Origin of the sequence: Oceanococcus sp. HetDA_MAG_MS8 (assembly GCA_019192445.1) — a bacterium.
Lineage (GTDB): Bacteria > Pseudomonadota > Gammaproteobacteria > Nevskiales > Oceanococcaceae > MS8.
This window is the reverse complement of record JAHCMK010000010.1, coordinates 56,534-74,722: the sequence shown is the minus strand read 5'-3', so window position 1 is coordinate 74,722 and position 18,189 is coordinate 56,534. Positions and strand designations below refer to the sequence as shown.

Here is an 18,189-nt window from a genome sequence, read left to right as displayed (position 1 = left end):
TGACTCAGCATGGACAAACTCACCATCACCGGGTTGATCCTGGCCATGGTGGCAGTGATCGGCGGCAGTATGCTCAAAGGCAGCGGAGTCGGCGCTTTGCTTTCGCCGGCCGCCTTTGTCATCGTGCTGGTGGGCACCCTCGCGTCCATCTGTGTACAGACCCCAGGCGAGACGATGCTGCGAGCGCTCAAAGTCTTCAAATGGACGCTGCGGCCGCCGCAGGAGAACCCTCAGCAGGCCATCGCCCGGATCTTGGACTGGAGTCAGGTCGCTCGCCGTGAGGGGCTGCTCGGCCTAGAACCCCAAATTGCCAAGCAAAATGATCTCTTTGTGCGTAAGGGCCTGCAGTTTCTGGTTGATGGGGTAGAGCCGGATGTGCTTCGCGACATTTTGGAAACAGATATCGATACCCATGAGCACACCTATATCAATGCCGCCAAGGTGTATGAAGGGCTTGGTATCTACGCGCCAACGCTGGGCATCATTGGCGCCGTCATGGGGTTGATGGCAGTGATGCAGAATCTGGCGGATCCGTCCAAGCTGGGCACCGGTATTGCGGCGGCTTTTGTGGCGACCATCTATGGAATTGCATCTGCCAACCTGTTTTTCCTGCCCATTGCGGCCAAGCTCAAAAGCGTTGTCGCCGACCAGGTGCGCAATAAAACCATTCAGCTAGAGGGCTTCGTGGCCATCGCTGAAGGGGAAAATCCCCGCTACATTCAGTCCAAGCTAGAGGCTTTTTTGCATGGCTAGACGCAAACATGTGGAAGAGCATGTCAACCATGAAGCCTGGGCCATTCCCTATGGGGATTTGATCACTTTGCTGCTGGCCTTCTTTGTTGTGATGTATGCCACCAGCACGCTCAACGAGGGTAAATACCGAGTTCTGTCCGACTCCATCGTCGCCGCCTTCAGAGGGACGCCCCGCGCCCCCACGCCCATTCAACTGAATATGGCCACGCATGCGGATCAAAGTAATTTGCGTGGACTCGCGCGAATGCCTCTGGATCAGGCGCCTCAAAACCTGCTACGGCAGCAAAAAGTGCACTTGCCTATCCCCGTGGATGCGCAAGTGGCGCGCGCTGTGGATCAAAAGGCCAAAGCGCAGCAAGTGCTCGGCGACATTGCGGCGCAGATGGAGGAATCCTTAGCAGAGCTGATTGCCAGCGATGATGTGCGCTTGCGACAAACCCAGCGTGGGTTAGAGGTCGCCATAGGCTCGGATTTATTGTTCGGGAGTGGCCAGGCCAGTCTTGCCAAAGAGGCCAACAGTGCCCTAGCTCAGGTCGCCAAGATTTTGGCGCCCTATCAAGCACCCATTACGATTGAGGGTCATACGGATGACCGCCCCATTGCCACCTCGCGCTTTCCGTCAAACTGGGAGCTATCCGCCGGTCGCGCTGGCCGCGTAGTGCGGTTGTTCGCAGACAGTGGCATTGACCCTCAGCGCTTGACCATTCGCGCCTACGGTGAACATCGTCCAGAGGCTAGCAATAGCACGGAGGAAGGACGAAATCGTAATCGCCGCGTTCTGATCATTGTGCAAGCGGCACTAGAGTCTGAGCTCCTTAAAGCTCCGTAAGCCCCTCAGCGGAGTGTCGCCCTATGAATCGGTAGCCCAGCTTAGTGGCTGCCAAGGGTCGTGGTCCAAAGACTGCATCTGATGGCCAGGAATATCGCCTGAGTCACCACATGAACCCGGAAGAACTGCCGGACATCCCCGCGCGTTGTGTCAGCTTCAACCTGGCGGATGAGTGCTTCGGTGTGGATGTGCTGCAAGTCCGTGAGGTCTTACAAAACCCCGACCTGACCTCGGTCCCAGGAGCTGGACCAGCCTGTATTGGGGTGACCAATTTACGCGGTCGAATTGTCTCGGTGCTCGATCTTCGACAGCTGTTATCACTCCCTCCAGCCAGTGATGATGCAGCCACCCATTTATTGGTTGTAGAACGCGGCAATCGCTTGATTGGGCTGCTGGTCGACGACGTGGGTGAAGTGGTTTCCACACAGGTGCGCGAGGATGAGATCACAGATTCTTCGGCGGCTGGCAGTGCAGGGCTTGGCGCAATGATCCACCGAGACGGCCGCTTTGTCGTGGTGCTGGCTTTGGACTCCTTACTGCCGGAGAACGCCTCATGATCGACCCCATTGTGCTCGCCTTTGCAGGCTGCGGCTTGGCTGTTTGTGGATTATTTCTCAGCGCGGTTCTAGGTAGGAAACTGGCCAAGCTGCGCGTTCATCAGCGAGAGCTGCTCCGACAACTCGAGGCGGTGCATCAAGCGCAAATGGCCTATGCGGAGGCAACCGAAGGAGCGCTAAGCCATTTACGTGACGGCTTGGAGTCCTTAACAACGGTCAGCGCCAATCTAGAAATGAAGACCTATTCGCTAGAGCTTCAGGCGCAAGCTGCACGCAGCGTCGCAGCAGCAGGTCAACGCGCCAAGGTTTCGGCGCAGCAAGTCGCCAGTGTCCCGTCACGACCTCTCAACAGGGCTGAGCAAGAGCTGCTCGCAGCGGTTTCTGCTCGTAACTGATTTTTCGTTCCAGGCACAAGGAAAACCCATGTTGCAAATGCCATTGCCCGAGCAGCTCCAAATACAGACCGCCGCCGACACGGCCAAGCTATGGGCTGACCAACTGGCGGAATGGGACAGTGATGACACGCCGCTCAGTATCGATGCCTCAGCTGTTCAGCGGGTTGATGGCACTGGGCTCACGCTACTGCTGTCTTTGCTGGCCCAACTCGACGCGCACGGACGCCCCTGGTCTGTAGAAAACGCCAGCCAGGCCCTGCAGGAAGGCGCTACAGACTTTGGCGTGGCCCAACGCTTGCAGTCTTCCGAATCAATATCCACCCATCAGGAGTAGCCGGCCATGGCGCACATTCTCGCTGTCGACGATTCCCGATCAATGCGGCAAATGGTGACTTTCACCCTTCAAGCTGCAGGTCACCAAATCACCGAGGCCGAAGATGGCCAGCAGGCCTACGACATTGCTCAAACGGGGCAATTCGACTTGGTGCTGGCAGACGTCAACATGCCGCGCATGGATGGCATTTCTTTGGTCAAGAAGCTTCGCGAGCTTCCCGCTTTCAAGTTCACACCGATTTTGATGTTGACCACTGAAGCGGGCTCCGACAAGAAAACCGAAGGCCGCAGCGCGGGAGCGACGGGTTGGATTGTGAAGCCATTTAACCCGGACCAGTTACTTAGCACCATATCGCGCGTTCTCGGTTAAAAGGGAGAGTCCAGCATGAGTATGGACATGAGCCAATTTCACCAAACCTTCTTTGACGAAAGTTTTGAAGGTTTGGACGCCATGGAAACCAAGCTGCTGGAACTGCAGCCCGAAACTGCGGCCGATGACCCGGAAGCGGTGAACGCCATTTTCCGGGCTGCACACTCTATAAAGGGTGGTGCAGGCACCTTTGGCTTCATGGAGGTCGGTGGTTTCACCCACCTTATGGAGACTCTGCTAGAGGAGCTGCGCGCCCTCACAAGGCCGTGGAGCAGCGACATTATCGAGGTGCTCCTGCGCTCGGTGGACTGCACCAGGGCCATGCTTGAGGCGTCGCAGCGCGGTGAAGACGCCGCTCCGGATCCTGAGGTAGAAAACAGCCTCAAAGCGATCTTGTCGGACGAAGCCCCTGCTGCACAGGTGAGCGCCCCGGCGGCCGCGAGTCCGGCACAGGCCGGGCAGCGAGAATTCAAAATTCACTTCGCTCCAGAACCAGATGTGGCACAGCAGGGTAATGACCCCCTGCGCATACTGCGGGCCCTATCCGCTCTGGGTGACACCAAGGTGGAGGCCGATCTTGCTCGCCTCAAGCCGCTGATCGAACATGACCCTGAAAGCTGTCCTCTAAGCTGGACGATTTGGCTTAAAACGGAGTCGTCCGAGGCCGATATTCGCGATGTGTTTGCTTGGGTGGAAGATGCCTGCGAGCTGACCATAGAGGATTGCACTCCAGCGGCTGATAAGGCTGAAGCCGTTGACGAATCCGGAGGTGTTCCCAAGGCCGCCGCAGCGAAGGCCGCTGTCGCCAAAGACACCAAACGCGACTCTGGCGGTTCCATCCGGGTCTCCGTCGAGAAACTGGATGCACTGATTAATTTGGTGGGTGAGCTAGTGATCACCCAGGCCATGTTGCAACAGCGCGCGGCCAAGCTTGATCCCGTCGAACACGAATCTTTACTCACAGGCCTAGGCCAACTGGATCGCAACACTCGCCACCTGCAAGAGGCGGTGATGTCGACGCGCATGTTGCCCGTTGATTTCGTGTTTAGTCGCTTCCCACGCTTGGTTCGCGATACCGCCAATCAGATGGGCAAGAAGGTTCGCTTGGTGACCGAGGGCGAAGGCGCAGAACTCGACAAAGGCGTGATTGAGAAAATTGTTGATCCGCTGAATCACATTGTGCGCAACGCGATTGACCATGGCATCGAGACACCCGATGACCGGGCGGCGGCGGGTAAAGACGAGATGGCCACGGTCCGGCTCTCAGCTTGGCACCAAGGCGGCAACATCATTATTGAAGTCAGTGATGACGGTCGTGGGATGTCCCGCGAGAAGATCATTGCCAAAGCCCGCAAAAGCGGGATTGATGTGCCAGACAGCATGCCCGACTCCGATGTTTGGAACTTGGTCTTCATGCCAGGCCTATCCACTGCGGAGAAGGTCACAGACATTTCCGGCCGAGGCGTCGGAATGGATGTGGTCAAAAAGAACATCGGTGCATTAGGCGGCGCTGTGGATATTGACTCCACGCCCGGAAAAGGTAGTCGCGTCACCATTCGTCTTCCCCTCACGCTTGCCATTCTGGACGGTATGACCGTGCGTGTGGGCGAGGAGATTCTGGTCCTCCCATTAGCTTCGGTGATGGAGTCTTTGCAGGTCAAAGCGGACGAAATTCGCAGCGTTGGTGGCCAGAAGTCGCTGATTAAAGTGCGCGATGAATATGTCCCCGTGCTGGGACTCGGGCCCTTCTTTGGTTACACCGAAGAAGAAGAGTCGGACAACTACTTGGTGGTTCTGGTCGAGGATGATCGCGACAAATTGGCGCTGGTGATTTCCGAGTTGGTCGGTCAGCAGCAAGTGGTTGTGAAGAACCTCGAAACCCATTACCGCGCTGTCGATGGAGTCGCTGGGGCGACCATCCTTGGCGATGGACGCGTGTCCTTAATTGTTGATGTATCTGGTCTCATTCGTGCGGCCAGCGAAACCAGAAAAGCCGCAGCCTAAGCGCTGTGCAGGAGGCTTGAAACATGTCTGAACTAACGGCTCCGGTAGCCAAAGACGCATCGGAAAACCCTGTAAATGGCATTGCTGGCGGGGCCAAGGATGCGAATGCTGATGGACGCGAATTCCTGACGTTTAAGCTGGGAGATGAAGAGTACGGCGTTGATATTCTGAAAGTCCAGGAGATCCGAAGTTACGACACCGTAACCCGACTGCCGGCGGCGCCAGATTACATCAAGGGTGTCATCAACCTACGCGGCACCATTGTGCCCATCGTAGACATGCGGCTGCGCTTCAAAATGGATCAGGCCGAGTACAACGAATTCACCGTCATGATCATGCTTAGCGTTGGCGAGCGCATTATCGGTTTAATCGTTGATGGCGTGAGCGATGTGATATCGCTGGCCGACGACCAAATTCGCCCACCGCCAGATATGTCGGCAGGTGCATTGGACACCCGCTTTGTAACCGGGTTGGGGTCCATTGATGAACGGTTACTTATTTTGGTGGATATAGAGGCGCTAATGGGCAGTGAGGGGCTCGCTCTAGCGGATGACTTGGCATCGGATGATGCCGAGACCATGCACTAACACCACCCTACATTCTCCGGGGGCATTATGTTCTTACTTGATTTCCGTCACCGCCGTGCCGAGGCTCTTCAGCGCGAAGCTGACCTGCAAGGCCAAATACAAGCTATCCATAAAGTACAGGCGGTGGTGGAATTTGCCATGGATGGCACGATCACTGAAGCCAATGACAACTTCCTGCGTTTGATGGGCTATCAACGCTCGGAAGTCGTTGGTCTTCATCACCGCATGTTTGTGGACGCCGACACCGCAAAGTCGGACGGCTATCAGCAGTTCTGGGCCAAGCTACAGAATGCGGAATTTGATGCGGGTCGTTACAAACGAATTCGTAAAGATGGTGAAGAGGTTTGGATTGAGGCCAGCTACAACCCCATCCTCGATCAAAGTGGAAAGCCTTTCAAAATCGTCAAATTTGCGACGGATATCACCGCGCAGATGAAAATGTCGGCGGATTTTGAGGGCCAAATCTCCGCAATCTCGAAATCCCAGGCGGTAATTGAGTTTGATTTGGATGGCAAGATCCTATCGGCTAACGAGAACTTCTTGGAAGCCATGGGCTACGACGAAAGTGAGCTCATTGGTCGCCATCACCGCATGTTCGTCAGCTCTGACACGGCTAGCAGCAAGGAATACGAGAATTTTTGGGCCCAGCTAAGGATAGGGCAGTTCCAGGCGGGGGAGTTCAAACGTCGCGCTAAAGATGGTAGCGAGGTTTGGATTGAGGCCACTTACAACCCCATATACGGCCTGGATGGAAGGCCTTATAAGGTCGTCAAGTACGCGACCGTTGTCACTGATCGTGTGCGCGAGTCGCAGGCTCTCAAACATGTGGTCAGCGAGGCAGCCGAGATTGCGGCCAGCGAGGATTTGTCGCGTCGGTTACGCGAGCATGAGGACTGCACTGCGGTCAACGAGCTGGTGAGTGTCGTCAATGGATTGCTGCAAACACTGCATCAGAATCATCAGCGCGAGCAATCAGTGGCTGCCTCGAACTTACGCATTCGCGCGGCACTAGATAACGTCACCACCAACGTCATGATTGCCGACAATGATCGCCGCATCATTTACATGAACTCAGCGGTTCGGCGGATGATGCGCGAGGCGGAAAGCGATATCCAAAAAGAGCTCAAAGGCTTCGATATGGCTTCGCTGGAGGGAACATGCATCGACTCCTTCCATAAAAACCCCGATCACCAGGCACGGATGATTTCGCGCCTGCAAGAGGCCTATCACACAGAAATTCGTCTGGGCGGTCGGACTTTTGCATTGATTGCCAGCCCAGTGATAGACGCCGACGATGAACGTTTAGGCACTGTGGTTGAGTGGCGGGACCGCACGGCGGAGCTCAAGCTCGAGGCTGAAATTGAGGCGCGTGCTGAGCGCGAACGCGAAATCGCCGATGAGAACCTGCGTATTCGCAACGCTCTAGACAATGTGTCGACCAATGTGATGATTGCCGACAACGATCGTCGCATTACCTATATCAACCGCTCTTTATTCGATATGTTCACGCGAGCAGAGGCAGACCTGCGTAAAGACTTCCCGCAATTTGATGTGCGTAAGGTTTTAGGTTCGTGCATCGACATCTTCCACAAGAACCCTGTGCATCAGCAGCGCATGATCGAGAACATGATCGACACGCATCGTGCTCAGATTGTGGTGGGCGGACGTGCCTTTAATTTAACCGTGAGTCCCATCCTGAATGACTCTGGGGAGCGCCGCGGTACGGTTGTAGAGTGGCTAGACCGTAAAGCGGAAATGGCCATCGAGAACGAGGTCAAGGAGATTGTCCAAAACGCCGTGATGGGCGATTTCAGCATGCGTCTCACGACGGAGAACAAGACCGGATTCCTCCACGCTCTGGCGAGTGGGTTGAATAAGTTGCTGGATACGAATGAGAAGGCCTTCGGCGAGTTGCTGGGCCTGCTCTCGCACCTTGCCAAGGGCGACCTGCGCACTCGGGTCAATATCGAAGGGGCCGGCGTGTTCTCGCAACTGCGTGATGAGGCGAACGCTACACTGGACCAACTGACCAATCTCGTCGCGCAAATTCGTCAGTCTGCCGACTCTATTGACACCTCTTCCAGAGAAATTGCGATCGGGAACAGCGATCTTTCGCAGCGTACCGAGGAGCAAGCCGCGAGCCTGGAAGAAACTGCAGCGTCCATGGAAGAGCTGACGACCACCGTACAACAGAACGCGGACAATGCTCGCCAAGCCAATCAACTTGCTGCCGGTGCATCGGAGGTGGCCGTCAAGGGTGGGGATGTTGTCCGCAAAGTGGTGGTCAACATGGAGTCCATCAGCGAGGCCAGCCGAAAGATTGCCGATATCATTTCAGTGATTGACAGCATCGCTTTCCAGACCAACATTCTGGCGCTAAACGCCGCGGTGGAGGCAGCTCGTGCGGGAGAGCAGGGCAGAGGCTTCGCGGTTGTTGCAACCGAGGTTCGCTCACTCGCTCAGCGTAGTGCAGACGCAGCCAAGGAAATCAATCGCCTGATCACGGATAGTGTGGAGCGGGTGAAAACCGGCAAAGGTCTGGTCGACCATGCTGGGGAGACCATGGGCGAAATCGTGTCCAGCGTGCAAAAAGTCACGGACATCATGGCGGAGATCACTGCCGCCAGCCAGGAGCAAAGCAATGGCATTTCTCAGGTGAATCAAGCCATCACCCAGATGGATGATGTCACTCAGCAAAATGCAGCCTTGGTTGAAGAATCAGCGGCGTCTGCGAAGTCCATGGAACAGCAAGCAGAAGCGCTTGTGGGAATGGTTCAAGTCTTCAAGCTGGACCAGAATCGGGTCGATATTCCCAGCAACACCCGGCCAGCGAATGCGCAGGCTCAAACGCAGCGCTCTCAGAATAAGAAGGCGGAGGGGCCTTCTCGGGTCAAACCAGCCCAGCATGTTCGGTCTAAGGAGTCTGACTCCGCGGCTAAGGAACATGTGCCCTCCACCAGCGCCACGCAAAACGGTGCTACTTCTGAGGACACCACATGGACGGAGTTCTAAGCCAAGCCGCTGAAGGACGCATCAAACTCGCATCGGACCCAGACTACAAGCCCAGTTGGGAGGCGGCTCCTGCAGCGGTGCTGCAGGATGCGGACTTCCGCCGCGTCCAAAAAATGATCTACGATCACTGCGGCATTGTTCTGGGGCCACAGAAACGAGAAATGGTGACGCGCCGTTTGGCGCGTCGCCTCAAGGCTTTAAACCTTGCGAACTACAAAGACTACCTGAATTATGTCAAGGACTCTCCCGCTGCAGAGTTTCAGGATTTTTGTAATGCCTTGACCACAAATCTCACGGCGTTTTATCGCGAGCCACATCATTTCGTGGTCTTGGCGAAGTACCTACAGGAACAGAAAAACAGCTCACGTGTGCGTGTCTGGTGCGCGGCGGCATCCACCGGAGAAGAGCCATATAGCATTGCAATGACGGCTTGCAAGGCTTTCAGAAACATGCATCCCCCTGTGGATATTTTGGCAACCGACATCGATACGCAGGTACTCAAAACTGCCGCGCAAGGCGTCTACGCTGAAGAGCGTATTGAAGCCCTAGAGACCCCTGAACGGCGAAAGTTTTTTTTCCGTGGCCAGGGCGAAAACCTAGGTAAGGTTCGCGTCAGGCCCGAGCTGCAATCTCTTATCCAGTTCAAGCAAAAAAATCTTCTCGAGGATGACTATAAGATCCAGCCCGGCTTGGACGTCGTCTTTCTACGCAATGTGATGATCTACTTTGATCGGGCCGGACAGCGCCACATTGTTGAACGCATGCACCGCCTCCTTAAACCCGAGGGGCTCCTCATCGTGGGGCATTCGGAAAACCTATTCCACGCTCAGGATTTGTTTCGCTCCTTGGGGCAGACCGTTTATATCCCTCTGGGGTCGAGGTGACCGCAGAGCCACCGGCGTTTAACCGCGCGGGGTCATCATTGGTTGGCAGTAGGCCCAGCTTATCCTTTGATCGGGAGTTTCAAAAGGATTTGCTTCGGTTGTTACCCGGTGAATATTGCGCAAGTAATCAGGACTTGGTGCTGAGCACTGTGCTTGGCTCCTGCGTTGCGGCTTGCTTATATGACCCGGTGGCTCAGATTGGGGGCATGAACCATTTCTTATTGCCCGGGCGGGATTCGGGTGATTGGGGTGGCCGTTACGGCGTGCACGCCATGGAATTACTCGTCAACGAGCTGCTCAAGCGAGGGGCGCAGCGACAGCGTCTTGTTGCCAAGGTATTCGGTGCTGCCCGCGTCCTCAAATCTATGTCGCACATGGATGTCGGGTCCGACAACGCCAAGTTCATTGAGGCGTACTTAAAGGCGGAGGGCTTTGCTCTGCAAGGATCGGATTTGCGTGGCAACAAAGCTCGGCGGGTGTTGTTCTTCACCAAAACCGGACAGGCGCTGGTCCGCCATGTCAGCGGCGCAGAAGACAACGGTATCCGAGAGGAAGAGCAGTATGTCACCCAGGCCAGCCGAATGAGTCGAGCTGGTGGAGACATAGAGCTCTTCTGAAGCGGTGCATGGAGGAGCCCACTGAGATGGCTCGGTTGCCCCAATCTCCAGTAGCTCTCACCCACGGCATGCAATGTGAATGCAGGGATGCAGCCTTGGTTTGCCTGCGTGGACCTTTCATGAACTCCTTAAGCGTTGGAGGAAGACCTGTGCATCACAACTGCCCACGGATTAGTCAACTGCTGTTCGGCTCTGAGATTCGCTGCCTCCAGGCACCGGGTATGTTGGAGGTGCTCTCATGAGTATTGAGACCACTGACGCGCCACCACAAGCGAGTAACCCCTGGCAGCTCTGGGGGGAAGTCGTTCCGAGCGCTGTTCTCAGCGCAAAGTGTGACATTGTCGAGATCAGCCCGGCCTTGGCAAAATCTTTAGGGATCGACGCCAAGCGCGCTGCCGGCAAAAGCCTGGCGCAATTGCTGAACGTTGGTGATGCGGAATACCACCAACTCGAAGAATCCGTGACTGCTTTACGCGAATCTGGCGAGCCCCAGTCATTTGCGCTGCGTGTCTTTGACGCCTCCCGACAGCAGCGGTGGTGGACCATCACCCTGGCTTCAGCCGGACACGACGACGCGGCTTCCGATGAGTTATTGATGACCGCCGTCGATAACACCCCGGCTCTGTCGCGGGTTCATGACAATCAAGCCCAAGTGGATGCTATTCACCGCGGCCAAGCCGTGATTAGCTTTGATTTGGTAGGCAACATTCTTGACGCCAATGACAACTTCCTGGCGGCAGTGGGCTATGCGCGGGATGAAATTGTCGGTCAGCATCACCGCTTATTTGTCGACAAAAACACAGCTAAATCCAAAGAGTATCGAGAGTTCTGGGCCATGCTGGGACGTGGACAATTCCATGCCGGCCGGTATTGCCGTATTCGCAAAGATGGGAGTCAGATCTGGATTCAGGCGACCTATAACCCCATTTTTGATCCCGATGGAAAACCCATCAAGGTGGTCAAATATGCAGTCGACGTGACTGCGCAGGTAGTGCAGGAATTAGCGATGAAGAATGCCATCGCTCAGGCCCAGGAGATTGCGACCAGCCGCGATATTGATAAACGTGTGAGTGTTGATCTTGAAGAAGGCGGGGCCGTCGACCTTGCAAAGTGTTTCAACGATTTGCTCGAGGGCTTATGTGAAACGCGCGAGCGCGAGCTAGAGGTTGCGGGGAAAAACCAGCGCATTCGTAGTGCCTTAGACAACGTCACCGCCAACGTGATGATTGCGGACAATGAGCGACGCATCACCTACATGAATGAAGCGGTGCGACTCATGCTGGCCAAGGCTGAGTCCGATATTCGCAAAGACCTTCCGGGGTTCAAAGTAGATGGGCTGGTTGGCACCTGTATAGACAGCTTCCACAAGAACCCCAAACACCAATCCAGCATGTTGGAGTTTTTGGAGAAGCCCCATCACACCGAGATTCAGTTGGGTGGACGCACTTTCGCCCTGATTGCGAGCCCGGTCCTTGATGAAACGGGTACACGCTTGGGTACGGTTGTCGAATGGGGGGATCGCACCGCCGAGCTTAAAATGCAGGCGGAGATTGCCGCGCGGGAGGCGCGCGAGAGAGAGATTGCGGCTGAAAATCTGCGTATTCGCAATGCCTTGGATAATGTCACTGCGAACGTGATGATTGCCGACAACGACCGTCGCATTACGTACTTGAACACATCCGTACGGCAGATGCTTAGTACTGCTGAGTCGGATATCGGCAAGGAGCTGAGCTCTTTTCGCGTAGAGGGCTTGATTGGCACCTGCATTGATGCCTTTCACAAAAACCCAGACCATCAAATGAACATGCTCCGTCACTTGGAGCAGCCGCATCACACCACCATTCGCCTCGGTGGTCGCACCTTTGGGTTGATTGCCAGTCCTGTGATTGATGATGCTGGTGAGCGACTCGCAACAGTGGTGGAATGGCAGGACCAAACGGCTGAGTTGGCTGTTGAGAACGAGGTGAAGAATATCGTTCAAGCCGCTGTGGATGGAGACTACTCACAGCGCTTGAATACAGCCAATAAGGAAGGCTTCCTGGCCGCCCTGGCTGAGGGCCTGAATCAGCTGTTAGCCGTGAATGAAAATGCCTTCTCGGAAATTCAGCGTTTCATGGCCAATCTCGCCGAAGGAGATCTCTCCTCGCGCGTCAATATTCAGGGCGCCGGCGTGTTTGCACGCCTACGTAGCGAGGCCGACACTACTATCGATAACCTCACCGACCTGGTGAAACAGATTCAGCGTGCAGCGGGGACCATCAGCCAATCCTCCAACGAAATTGCGGGAAGCAACGATGACCTGTCGCGGCGAACCGAGCAGCAAGCCGCTAATCTCGAAGAAACGGCATCCTCCATTGAGCAGCTCACGCGCACAGTGGACCAAAACGCCAGCAGTGCGGAGAACGCCAACAAGTTGGCCATTGGTGCTTCGGATGTTGCTGGCAAAGGTGGGGCCGTGGTGCAGAAGGTGGTTGAGACCATGTCTTCGATTAGTCAGGCCAGTAAAAAAATTGCTGACATCATCACAGTGATTGATGAGATCGCTTTCCAAACCAATATCCTGGCTCTGAATGCGGCTGTTGAAGCAGCCCGAGCTGGTGAACAGGGTCGCGGCTTCGCTGTGGTTGCCTCTGAGGTGCGGTCTTTGGCTCAGCGCAGTGCTGAGGCGGCCAAGGAAATCACGTCACTGATTTCTGACAGTGTCACTCGAGTGAAAACGGGTGCAGAGCTGGTCGACGATGCTGGTAAAACAATGACCGACATTGTGAGCAGTGTGAACCAGGTCACCGACATCATTGCCCAGATTGCACAGGCCAGTCAGGAGCAGAGTCAGGGAATCGCCCAGGTGAATCAGACCATTTCCGAGCTGGATCAGGTGACTCAGCAAAACTCGGCGATGGTGGAAGAGTCCTCAAATAACGCCCAAGCCATGCGCCAGGAAGCCCATGGTTTGGTGGGGCTGGTGCAGAACTTTCGGCTAGAGCCCCAGCCCGGAGCAGGACATGGAGTTCGCACTGCGCACCCGCCTGGGGTTGCATCGGCCGCTGGTGCCCAAGTGAGCCACAGCAGCTCCGTTTCAAACAAGGTTCAGCCACCACAGCAACACCGGGCATCTCCCGCAGCCAGACCCATGCAATAGCCCGCGGCTGGGGTAATGACACATGTCCGGGTGCGGGAATTGGCGATGCCGATTGCTTGACACCGTGGCACCAAAGCTGCACCGAAACAGCGTCTGCAAACGCGATTGTTTGGAATGAGGTGACCTAATGCCTGTACGGATTCTGGTAGTGGATGACTCGGCTCTGGCCAGACATGTTCTGAAGGACATTCTGAACAGCGTTGATGATTTCGAGGTCGTAGGCACCGCCCAGGACCCCTATGTGGCGCGAGACATGATCAAGCAGCATTCTCCGGACGTCGTCACTTTAGACGTCGAGATGCCGCGGATGGACGGTCTAGTCTTTCTTGAAAATCTGATGCGCCTGCGCCCAACGCCTGTGGTGATGGTGTCATCGCTCACGGTCAAGGGCGCAGATGTAACCCTACGCGCATTGGAGCTGGGCGCTGTCGATTTTGTGTCGAAGCCGGCCTTGGGTTTGGCCGAAGGCCTGCGTGAACATGCCGCTGAGCTGGAAGCCAAAATTCGGGTGGCTGCAAAAGCCAGGCTGCAACCCCTCAAACCGGGCATCGCAAAAGGGGCCTCCAAGCAAGCTGCACCGCAGCTGGGTTACAGCACCACCTATAAATTGGTGGCGATGGGGGCCTCAACTGGCGGGACGGAAGCCCTACGTGAAGTCATTTCTGCACTTCCGGCCGATGCCCCCGCAGTGGTGGTGACCCAGCATATTCCCGCTAGTTTCTCCAGGCCCTTTGCCGAGCGCGTGGACCGAGCCAGTGCTATGTCTGTAGTGCAAGCCGAAGACAACCAGCAGATCCTGCCGGGCCACGTGTATATCGCGCCGGGAGACCAACACCTAGAAATTGTGAAGAGTGGGGCCCGCTGGTTATGTCGGCTCTCCGGGGCCCCGCCAGTAAACCGTCATCGCCCTTCGGTAGACGTGATGTTTGATTCTGTGGTCACCGCTTGCGGCAAAAACGCTTGCGGCGTCTTGCTGACGGGCATGGGCGAGGATGGAGCGAGAGGCATGCTTCGGATGAAGCAGGCCGGTGCCCACACCATGATTCAGGACGAGGCATCCAGCGTGGTCTGGGGAATGCCGGGTGCGGCGGCAAAACTAGACGCCGCGGAACGCATCTTGAATCTGCACGACGTTCCACAAGCCATCGTTGATTGGGTGGGTAAGAACCGATGAAAACATCTCATAACAACTCTGAGGTTTGGGCACATGCCAGTACCTCGGTTCGTTTCCCGAAAAGGAAAAGCTGATGAATGTGAACGCGACTAAAGCGCTTTTGCCAGCTGTTGTCAGTACGCTCGCCTTGTTTGGGGTGTGCCTGGCTGGTCAGACTGGAGCTCTAAGCTGGGGGGCAATGGTGGCAGTGGGCGCGAGCTGGGCCTGGTTGTTCTTTCGTCTTCAGCAAGGCTCGCTGATCTTAGATACTCCTGATAGAGATGTATCCGAGCGAGCCCGTTGCGAAAAGTTAGTAGCGCAGTGGCGTGAGCAGGCCTCTGGTGAGCTGGGTGGGCTACGTGCAGATCTAAGCCGCCTGCGCACCTTGGTTGCAGATGCCGTTGATACACTCACTGCCAGCTTCGACGATATCCAAAAACAGTCCGCAGACCAGGAGCAAGCCGTACGCTCCATTGTTGGCGGAGGTGGTGCGCAGCAATCGGTAGACGTTGCCGCTTTTGCGCATAGCGCCAGCGATATGATGAAAACTTTGGTGGGCGTGCTTGCGGAGGAAAGTCAGAACTCCACCCTCACGGTAGGGCATATCGATTCCATGGCTGAGCATTTGGACGCGATTTTTGCCCTGCTTGAAGATGTGGAGTCCATCGCGGATCAAACCAACCTGCTGGCATTGAATGCCGCAATTGAGGCAGCCCGCGCTGGTGAGGCTGGGCGCGGATTTGCGGTCGTTGCGGAAGAGGTTCGGACGCTATCCGAGCGCTCCGGCTCTTTTAATAACCAGATTCGTAAGCGTATTCATGAATCGCGCGAGGCCATGTCTACGGTGCGTAGCACCGTCAAAGAGATGGCTACTCGTGGACAGGATGCTTGCCACGATGCCGAGAGCAAGGCTTCTGGTTTAGTAGGGCAGGCTGAACAGTTACAGCGTGCACTAGAGCAAAGTATCGAAAACGTGTCCGCATGCGGACAAAGAATTAGCCAGGCTACCCAGGAGGCTGTGCGTAGCTTGCAGTTTGGGGATATCAGCACGCAGGTTGTAGGCGCCACTGAAGGTCATGTGCAGCGCATCGAAGATATCCACTCAGAAATGGTGGAGCTGCAAGGGGCCTTAGCCACGGCATTGATGCGCCCACGTCCACCAAACGCTGCCGAGGCGGTGAACACTGCCGATGCCCGTTTTCGTGAGCGGCAGGATGCCTGGAAGGCGCCGCCGCACAAGCCAGCCCAGCAGGAAACCCTGAATACCGGCGGCGTAGAACTTTTTTGATGACTGTAGCGGCCGGCCAATCCCCCCAGTGCTTATGCACCTTGGCGCGCCAATGATGATCCTTCCTTTAAGTACCCCCCTTTGCTTCGCCCCTGAAGCCTCGGACACCGTGGAGTAACCCATGTTTAATTTTGTTCCGAATCAAGTCAAAGAGCGTATGGCAGCTGCCGAGCAGTATCTCGCCAGCTTAGCGAACGGCGACACTGTGTCTGTGGACCCCAGATACAAGCAAGGCCCGGGCGCGGGGATGTTTGCCGCTTTGGAGTCCTTAAGTAGCGGGCTTCAGCAAAAACAAGAGGAGATGCAGCAGACCTGCAGTGAGGCTGAGGCAAAGGTTCGGGAAATGTCTGGCATGAAGCATATGCTCGATTCGCTGAACCAGCAGGTCATGTTCGCTAACGCCGATCGCGAGATCATGTTCCTCAATCCTGCGATGGAGGAGATGCTGCGTATTTGCGAAGCCGATATTAAAAAGGACCTTCCCGAGTTTTCTACAGATAACGTCCAAGGGCGTAGCATCGATAACTTCCATAAGAACCCTGCGCATCAGGCAAAGGTGCTCAGAGACATGGAAGGCACACATGTGGTTCAGCTAACCCTGGGCGATCGCGTTTTTAGATTGATCGTGAACCCTGTGGAAGATGACGGTGGTCATCGTCTGGGCTTTGTCGTTGAATGGATGGACGTCACCCACGAGGCTAAGGCTCTGCGCACACTGGCGGATCTGGCTGTTGCTGTGGGGGATGGTGATCTTGACGCGCGCTGTGTGATCGACAACAGCGATGGCTTTGTTGCCAAGGTGGGTGCGGAGGTCAACACCGTTGTGGATGCCATGGTGCGGCCGCTGCGAGTGGCCGCAGATTACGTGGACAAAATCTCCAGCGGGAACATTCCAGAGCCCATTACGGATGAATACAAGGGTGAGTTCAATACCATCAAGGAGAACCTGAATACCTGTATTGAATCCATTAATCTTCTCATCGACGACGCCGGGCGGTTGTCGCGTGCCGCAGTGGCGGGCGAGCTTGCCACCCGTGCCGATCCCTCTCGGCATAAAGGGGATTACCGGCGCATTGTTCAGGGTGTAAATGACACCCTGGATGCGGTGATTGGCCCGCTGAATGTGGCGGCTGAGTATGTGGATCGGATTTCCAAGGGCGACATTCCTGAGCCCATCACCGATGACTACAACGGCGACTTCAATACCATCAAGACCAACTTGAACCGCGCCATTAACGCGGTGAACAAGATGATTGATGACGCCAATATGTTGTCGCGGGCTGCCGTTGCCGGTGAGCTAGATACTCGCGCTGATGCCGACAAGCATGAAGGGAAGTTCCGGGCCATTGTCGAAGGGGTGAACGACACCCTGGATGCGGTGATCGGTCCCTTGAACGTGGCTGCCGAGTATGTGGACCGGATCTCCAAAGGCGATATTCCTGAACCCATCACCGATGACTACAACGGCGACTTCAATACCATCAAGACAAACTTGAACCGCGCCATTGACGCGGTGAACAAGATGATTGATGACGCCAATATGCTGTCCAGGGCTGCAGTCGCCGGTGCCCTGGATACCCGCGCCGATGCCGATAAACATGAAGGGAAGTTCCGGGCCATTGTCGAAGGGGTGAACGACACCTTGGATGCGGTGATTGGGCCGCTGAACGTGGCCGCCGAATACGTGGACCGGATCTCCAAAGGGGATATCCCCGAGCCCATCACCGACGAATACAACGGCGATTTCAACACCATCAAAGACAACCTCAATACTTGTATTGATGCGGTCAACAAGATGATTGACGACGCCAATAAGCTCTCCAGAGCGGCTGTGGCCGGTGAGTTGGATACCCGGGCCGATGCCGACAAGCATTCCGGGAAGTTCCGGGCCATTGTGGAAGGGGTGAACAACACCCTAGATGCGGTGATTGGTCCCTTGAATGTGGCCGCCGACTATGTGGATCGTATTTCCAAGGGCGATATTCCCGAGCCCATCACCGATGAGTACAGCGGCGACTTCAACACCATCAAGGACAACCTCAATACCTGTATTGATGCGGTCAACAAGATGATTGACGACGCCAACATGCTCTCCGAGGCAGCCGTTGCAGGTGCCCTGGATACTCGCGCAGACGCTACTAAGCACTCCGGGAAGTTCCGGGCCATTGTTGAGGGTGTGAATGGGACTTTGGATGCGGTGATTGGGCCGCTGAACGTTGCGGCTGAGTATGTGGACCGTATTTCCAAGGGTGATATCCCTGAGCCCAT

Annotated in this window: 14 protein-coding genes; all 14 read left to right on the top strand. The window is 55.8% G+C overall.

The genetic code is table 11. From position 1 onward, the window contains the following. Positions 1-9 precede the first annotated feature (9 nt). The 14 genes from KI787_14450 to KI787_14385 all read left to right on the top strand — a co-directional run bounded on the left by KI787_14450 (position 10) and on the right by KI787_14385 (position 15,921). Entirely contained in the window at positions 10-753 is a 744-nt protein-coding gene (locus KI787_14450; GenBank protein ID MBV6631153.1) for a flagellar motor protein, read from the top strand. Then, positions 746-1,582, top strand: a complete 837-nt coding sequence (gene motD / locus KI787_14445; protein MBV6631152.1) for a flagellar motor protein MotD — start codon at positions 746-748, stop codon at positions 1,580-1,582. The genes KI787_14450 and motD overlap by 8 nt, the downstream gene beginning before the upstream one ends. A gap of 110 nt (positions 1,583-1,692) precedes the next feature. Next, a complete protein-coding gene (locus tag KI787_14440; protein MBV6631151.1) occupies positions 1,693-2,139 on the top strand; it encodes a chemotaxis protein CheW in 447 nt (148 codons plus the stop codon). After that, complete coding sequence (locus tag KI787_14435; protein MBV6631150.1) at positions 2,136-2,534, top strand: hypothetical protein; 399 nt, start codon at positions 2,136-2,138, stop codon at positions 2,532-2,534. The genes KI787_14440 and KI787_14435 overlap by 4 nt, the downstream gene beginning before the upstream one ends. Positions 2,535-2,562: 28 nt before the next feature. After that, complete coding sequence (locus KI787_14430) at positions 2,563-2,868, top strand: STAS domain-containing protein (GenBank protein MBV6631149.1); 306 nt, start codon at positions 2,563-2,565, stop codon at positions 2,866-2,868. Between the two features lie 6 nt (positions 2,869-2,874). Then, positions 2,875-3,237, top strand: coding sequence for a response regulator (locus tag KI787_14425; GenBank protein MBV6631148.1), 363 nt, complete (start codon positions 2,875-2,877; stop codon positions 3,235-3,237). Positions 3,238-3,252: 15 nt separating this feature from the next. After that, positions 3,253-5,241, top strand: a complete 1,989-nt coding sequence (locus KI787_14420; protein ID MBV6631147.1) for a chemotaxis protein CheA — start codon at positions 3,253-3,255, stop codon at positions 5,239-5,241. A 23-nt stretch (positions 5,242-5,264) separates the two neighbouring features. Continuing rightward, complete coding sequence (locus KI787_14415) at positions 5,265-5,828, top strand: chemotaxis protein CheW (GenBank protein MBV6631146.1); 564 nt, start codon at positions 5,265-5,267, stop codon at positions 5,826-5,828. 27 nt (positions 5,829-5,855) lie between these two features. Beyond that, complete coding sequence (locus KI787_14410; GenBank protein ID MBV6631145.1) at positions 5,856-8,840, top strand: PAS domain-containing protein; 2,985 nt, start codon at positions 5,856-5,858, stop codon at positions 8,838-8,840. Then, complete coding sequence (locus KI787_14405; GenBank protein ID MBV6631144.1) at positions 8,825-9,724, top strand: chemotaxis protein CheR; 900 nt, start codon at positions 8,825-8,827, stop codon at positions 9,722-9,724. The genes KI787_14410 and KI787_14405 overlap by 16 nt, the downstream gene beginning before the upstream one ends. After that, a complete protein-coding gene (locus tag KI787_14400; GenBank protein ID MBV6631143.1) occupies positions 9,721-10,341 on the top strand; it encodes a chemoreceptor glutamine deamidase CheD in 621 nt (206 codons plus the stop codon). The genes KI787_14405 and KI787_14400 overlap by 4 nt, the downstream gene beginning before the upstream one ends. A 238-nt stretch (positions 10,342-10,579) precedes the next feature. Continuing rightward, entirely contained in the window at positions 10,580-13,480 is a 2,901-nt protein-coding gene (locus tag KI787_14395) for a PAS domain-containing protein (GenBank protein MBV6631142.1), read from the top strand. A gap of 127 nt (positions 13,481-13,607) precedes the next feature. Then, positions 13,608-14,654 (top strand): chemotaxis response regulator protein-glutamate methylesterase, encoded by a 1,047-nt coding sequence (locus KI787_14390; GenBank protein MBV6631141.1) that lies wholly within the window; start codon positions 13,608-13,610, stop codon positions 14,652-14,654. Positions 14,655-14,727: 73 nt separating this feature from the next. Continuing rightward, positions 14,728-15,921, top strand: a complete 1,194-nt coding sequence (locus tag KI787_14385; GenBank protein ID MBV6631140.1) for a hypothetical protein — start codon at positions 14,728-14,730, stop codon at positions 15,919-15,921. Positions 15,922-18,189 lie beyond the last annotated feature (2,268 nt).

Excerpts from the sequence above, each read along its gene's own strand:
- KI787_14435 (MBV6631150.1), top strand. The coding sequence starts at position 2,136 with ATGATCGACCCCATTGTGCTCGCCTTTGCAGGCTGCGGCTTGGCTGTT.
- KI787_14425 (MBV6631148.1), top strand. The coding sequence starts at position 2,875 with ATGGCGCACATTCTCGCTGTCGACGATTCCCGATCAATGCGGCAAATG.
- KI787_14440 (MBV6631151.1), top strand. The coding sequence starts at position 1,693 with ATGAACCCGGAAGAACTGCCGGACATCCCCGCGCGTTGTGTCAGCTTC.
- KI787_14385 (MBV6631140.1), top strand. The coding sequence starts at position 14,728 with ATGAATGTGAACGCGACTAAAGCGCTTTTGCCAGCTGTTGTCAGTACG.
- KI787_14415 (MBV6631146.1), top strand. The coding sequence starts at position 5,265 with ATGTCTGAACTAACGGCTCCGGTAGCCAAAGACGCATCGGAAAACCCT.
- KI787_14395 (MBV6631142.1), top strand. The coding sequence starts at position 10,580 with ATGAGTATTGAGACCACTGACGCGCCACCACAAGCGAGTAACCCCTGG.
- KI787_14430 (MBV6631149.1), top strand. The coding sequence starts at position 2,563 with ATGTTGCAAATGCCATTGCCCGAGCAGCTCCAAATACAGACCGCCGCC.
- KI787_14390 (MBV6631141.1), top strand. The coding sequence starts at position 13,608 with ATGCCTGTACGGATTCTGGTAGTGGATGACTCGGCTCTGGCCAGACAT.
- KI787_14420 (MBV6631147.1), top strand. The coding sequence starts at position 3,253 with ATGAGTATGGACATGAGCCAATTTCACCAAACCTTCTTTGACGAAAGT.
- motD (MBV6631152.1), top strand. The coding sequence starts at position 746 with ATGGCTAGACGCAAACATGTGGAAGAGCATGTCAACCATGAAGCCTGG.
- KI787_14410 (MBV6631145.1), top strand. The coding sequence starts at position 5,856 with ATGTTCTTACTTGATTTCCGTCACCGCCGTGCCGAGGCTCTTCAGCGC.
- KI787_14450 (MBV6631153.1), top strand. The coding sequence starts at position 10 with ATGGACAAACTCACCATCACCGGGTTGATCCTGGCCATGGTGGCAGTG.
- KI787_14405 (MBV6631144.1), top strand. The coding sequence starts at position 8,825 with ATGGACGGAGTTCTAAGCCAAGCCGCTGAAGGACGCATCAAACTCGCA.